Here is a 4133-nt window from a genome sequence, read left to right on the forward strand (position 1 = left end):
AACATTAGTCCCAAAACATATTTTTTCATTACATTTTCCCCTTAATCGTTAATCTACAATCTTGTCATTCATCGATAACTTCTTTCCCCGTCAGCATTGCTTTGAGGTGACTTGAAAGCTTGGTTCCCAGGGTGATCAAATATAAATGCACAATCAGAAACGCGACTATGGCATAGGCTGTAAAGGTATGTATCACAGCCACAGAACCGATCTGTTCGATATACCCGGCAGCACGTAGCTCAGGAAAAAAATAGAAAATCATGCCTGTAGCAATCTGAACCGGGATCAGAACAAATAACAGCCCCAAATAAGCCATTCGCTGAAGTGGGTTAAACTTGCTGTCCGGTGACATATGGTGTGGGTGAGACTCACCTACAAATACCCCATAAAGATAATAGTGAAGTACAGCGTCTATCCCTTTTCTATCAGGCACAAACTGCTTCCATTCTCCTGTCGTAAACACCCAGGTAAAGATCAACACAACGATTGCCACCCAGAGAAAGCCTCCCCAATGATGAAGCATGGAGCTTTGCTGAAAACCAAACAGACTCATAATCCCATGGAGCTCCAGCCCGGTAAGAATGAGCAGTAACACCAGTAATGCCTGCCCCCAATGCCAAAAGCGCTCGAATCGCTTAAAAATCACAATTGTTTTTTTCATCACCATTCCCCATTTTCATTACTTCTGACTATTGGCAGTTCGGGTTTTCCTGCGGCGAATCGTCACTATACGGGTAAGCGCATGTATAAAGACTGCGGCTAGCCCTCCCCATATAGCAATCATGCCAAAATACTCAACGATGGAATTGCTATCACGTCCAACCAGATAGAAGTCATTCAGTCCGACCAACCGGCTATCTCGGCTGTGACAAGCTTCGCACGCTACAGCTTGCTCTTTGGGAGCAACCATATGCTTGATTGGCCAGTAGCCATTAGTCTCAATGAAGTCATATTGGCCGCTAAACGCCACCCCGTTCAGCCTGGCACCAGCAGTCAGGGCTTTATTCCAGTCATATTCGGTCCAGAACGCACCCGACCCGGGGCGACCATATAACTTGATTGGCAACATACGATTCAGCTCTGTATCGTAAGGTTGTTTGCCTCGATGAATTTTAAAAGGCCAGATCCGCGCATCCGGATCGTTATAGTTGCCTGAAGGTGGATTGATATCGATTGGTGCTCTATCAGGGTCAATTGTGTCTAACAATGTCATTTGCTTTAGTTCACCTTTATACCAGCGATATTCCGGTACGACATTGCGCCCCCAGGTGAAGGAACCTTTCTTGCTCATGTAGGCATGATTAACCACGCCATCGAACTCCTGATCGATGGTCATCGGCTTACCATTTTTCATCTGCCCGGCTGTAGACCAGTCCCAAGATAGTTTGGTTAGATATGGCCCTCGAGCCATTTCCGGTATATGGCAGGATGCACATGCCACTTTAGCCGTGTGATTATCTAACACACGCTCCTGGTGCGGCATGGCACTGTGGCATGATTCGCAGGAAAGATTATTGCCTTCGCGCGACACCCGGCCTTGGTTCAGTTCAAAATCTAAGAATGCAGCTCGATCATTGTAACGACCTGCTATTTTATGTTCGTTGGCGGTATGGCAAGTCTGGCAGCTGAAATTCAGCTTTTCCGGACTCATATGTACGTCCAACTCGAAGGCTGGATCGATTAACGACAGATCTGTATCACCATGTTTGACACCATTTCCACCACCACCCACCGCATGACAGGCCAAACAGTTCTCGCGATCCGGGCTACCTACATGTTGAGCGACATATTTCAGGTCAACCGCTTTCTGAATCTTGCCTGCCACCTTAGTATCTTCATAATAAGGATGACCGGATGAAGCTGCCGATTTTATATAAGTCTTTGTTTTATCATGGCAGACTAGGCAATCAACATTCTCCTCTGCATCATGCTCAAAATCTTCATTACGCCAGCCATAGCCAATATGACATTGGGTACAGCTCTCATTCCCTCTGGCTGAAACACAATAGTTATTTAGCCCATTTTTCCCTTTGCCTACTTCAACGCCGTCTACTTCCTTTGACCATGTCCAGTGGAAAGTCTTATGGATCTGCTTAGAAGCTTCAGTATGACAACTAAGGCAAGCTTCGGTCACATCCGGCGCATAATCAAAGTCCTGATTCAGGATCTCAAATGTTGAGTGATCTGCGGTACTGGCTATCGTCGGAATATTACGCTTGGTAACGTCTTCTTCGTTAATAACACTAGCTAAAGCATTCGGGCAAAGACACAGCAGTAGCAGCAGAAATAGTTGAGTTTTCATTAGTACAAGCCACCTTCAGCAATATGATTCCAACCAGCGTGATTACAAAGTCACTCTCATCGCCAGCATGAAGTCCACAAACCAGAATATTAGACTTCAATAATAATCTAATATAAGTATGTAGACTTAGCCCTTAACGCTAAACACGATTGGGGCCAACTCTGGGTGAAAGTACTAACAAAACATGAGTTAGAAAAAGCTAAAAAACAAAACGCTTATTTACTTATTGCTAATGTAGTACTCATACACACACAATTGACAAGGTTATAAGCCATTCCTATAACCTAGATCACAGTATTTATTTTCATATTGTTTTCAATGTGTTTGCTTTTTATCAAAGAAATTTAAATTTCACACAAAAAACAAGTGATTAAAACAACCAACCCAATCACCTCATTAGTCTGTCAAATATCACCTCTCGTCTGCCAGAGCCCTTAAGTCGTTAGTCGCCCCCTTCACGAGTTTTGGCAATTCGGCGCTATGCTGGCCAGCAAGAAGCAGAAGCTTTTCGATTGTTTGCTCGAAGTTAACCGGTAATAGCCGACACTGCGTCAATGCGAATTGTACTAAACGCTTTTCACCAGGATGTGGTAAGCGATTGATCGCAAATAAGATGTCAAAGTAACTTGCCAGATATTCCGTTATTCTGTGATGAACGCTTACAGAGTCACTACGCTTCAACGCTTTAGCTATCTGTTTAGGGTAAGCAGGAAAGGCATTGCTAATCAGGGGCAGGTTTTTGGCGATGATTGCATCGGCCAACTCATCGCTATAATCAACATCATATTTTTTCTGCAACTCTGTTAGCTTTTGGTCCTTATCAAAAAGGATCATTGAGTGACGTAAGTTCGCCCAAAAACAAGTGCTATAGCCCGTGTTGACCTGATGTTGAAATATGGTTTTGTTGAGTTCATCATCAAGCCAACCCAAATCACGATAGATTAACTCTATTTCAATCCCGGAAGTGAGTACGCCATCATCTTCGGTTTCCCAAAACTGGTTGTTGAGCTCGATATAACTGCAGTACTTCTGAGTAATTTCAGCTCTTACTTCAACCGGGATCATTTCCTTCACATAGATATACAGATCATAGTCAGATAATGAATCATTCATCTGCACACTGTGTGAACCTGCCAGTGCTATTGCTTCAACTTGCTCCAACTTTGCCAGTCTATTCACCAGCATATTTAATACATCATCTTTCATTTCAGCCGCTTCGCATTAATGGATACAGATGATAAAAATAATGAAGCAGCCTCTCCTCTCCCCAACTTGGCTTCAGGCCACAACTATCGGGATGTTGAGCTATAACCACCTAACTAAAAAGGGAAAACTGTGCGTTAAGTCTCCTTATGATCATCAACGTAGCACCAACATTCACATTAAAGCAGTGTCGAATCATTAGCTAACGTGTAAACTTGAGCCAATGATTAAATCCCAGCTAGAACAGGTAAATCAAAAATGACTCATGAAATGAAAACAATGGAAGTACCGGTAGCTATCGCCGATAGAGTGCAGGCTTTGATTGATGCCTATGAGGCCAAAGAGAAGTTCAATGCTGAGCGTAAAGAGGTAGTGAACAACTTACTATCTATGGATAACCTTAGTTGTGAAATGGCTGTCTATAGCATGCCGCAAGGCGAACTGTTAGACACTCTAAGATTTGTATACGAAGTATCAGGAACGAACAACAGGTTTATCAAAAACATCCTGACACAGTCGAGAGAAAACCCGAAGAAGGCTCTAACCGACTCCCAGAGATCATCTGCCAAGGGAATGCTATTTAACCTGCTCAATGAGCCTTCTGTCATTTCAGCCATGAAAGAGATGT

At 43.5% G+C, this 4133-nt stretch carries 4 protein-coding genes; 1 reads left to right on the forward strand and 3 read right to left on the reverse strand.

Annotated elements, in window-relative coordinates; all coding sequences use genetic code 11:
- Positions 1 to 64 precede the first annotated feature (64 nt).
- The 3 genes from MHN01_RS18580 to MHN01_RS18590 form a co-directional block, all read right to left on the reverse strand.
- Entirely contained in the window at positions 65 to 661 is a 597-nt protein-coding gene (locus MHN01_RS18580; protein WP_239412711.1) for a cytochrome b/b6 domain-containing protein, read from the reverse strand.
- A gap of 18 nt (positions 662 to 679) precedes the next feature.
- Positions 680 to 2302 (reverse strand): tetrathionate reductase family octaheme c-type cytochrome, encoded by a 1623-nt coding sequence (locus MHN01_RS18585; protein WP_239412712.1) that lies wholly within the window; start codon positions 2300 to 2302, stop codon positions 680 to 682.
- 411 nt (positions 2303 to 2713) lie between these two features.
- Positions 2714 to 3508: an aminoglycoside 6-adenylyltransferase gene (locus MHN01_RS18590; RefSeq protein ID WP_239412713.1), complete on the reverse strand. Its 795-nt coding sequence runs from the start codon at positions 3506 to 3508 to the stop codon at positions 2714 to 2716.
- Between the two features lie 255 nt (positions 3509 to 3763).
- On the opposite strand from MHN01_RS18590, the gene MHN01_RS18595 reads away from it, so the two are divergent.
- The coding region (locus MHN01_RS18595) for a hypothetical protein (protein WP_239412714.1) at positions 3764 to 4133 on the forward strand (370 nt) is incomplete at its 3' end.

This window comes from Photobacterium sp. OFAV2-7, from assembly GCF_022347985.1.
Taxonomy (GTDB): domain Bacteria; phylum Pseudomonadota; class Gammaproteobacteria; order Enterobacterales; family Vibrionaceae; genus Photobacterium.

What these genes read in the sequence shown, in the direction of transcription:
- MHN01_RS18580 (WP_239412711.1), bottom strand. Translation starts at nt 661, where the DNA reads ATGAAAAAAACAATTGTGATTTTTAAGCGATTCGAGCGCTTTTGGCAT.
- MHN01_RS18585 (WP_239412712.1), bottom strand. Translation starts at nt 2,302, where the DNA reads ATGAAAACTCAACTATTTCTGCTGCTACTGCTGTGTCTTTGCCCGAAT.
- MHN01_RS18590 (WP_239412713.1), bottom strand. Translation starts at nt 3,508, where the DNA reads ATGAAAGATGATGTATTAAATATGCTGGTGAATAGACTGGCAAAGTTG.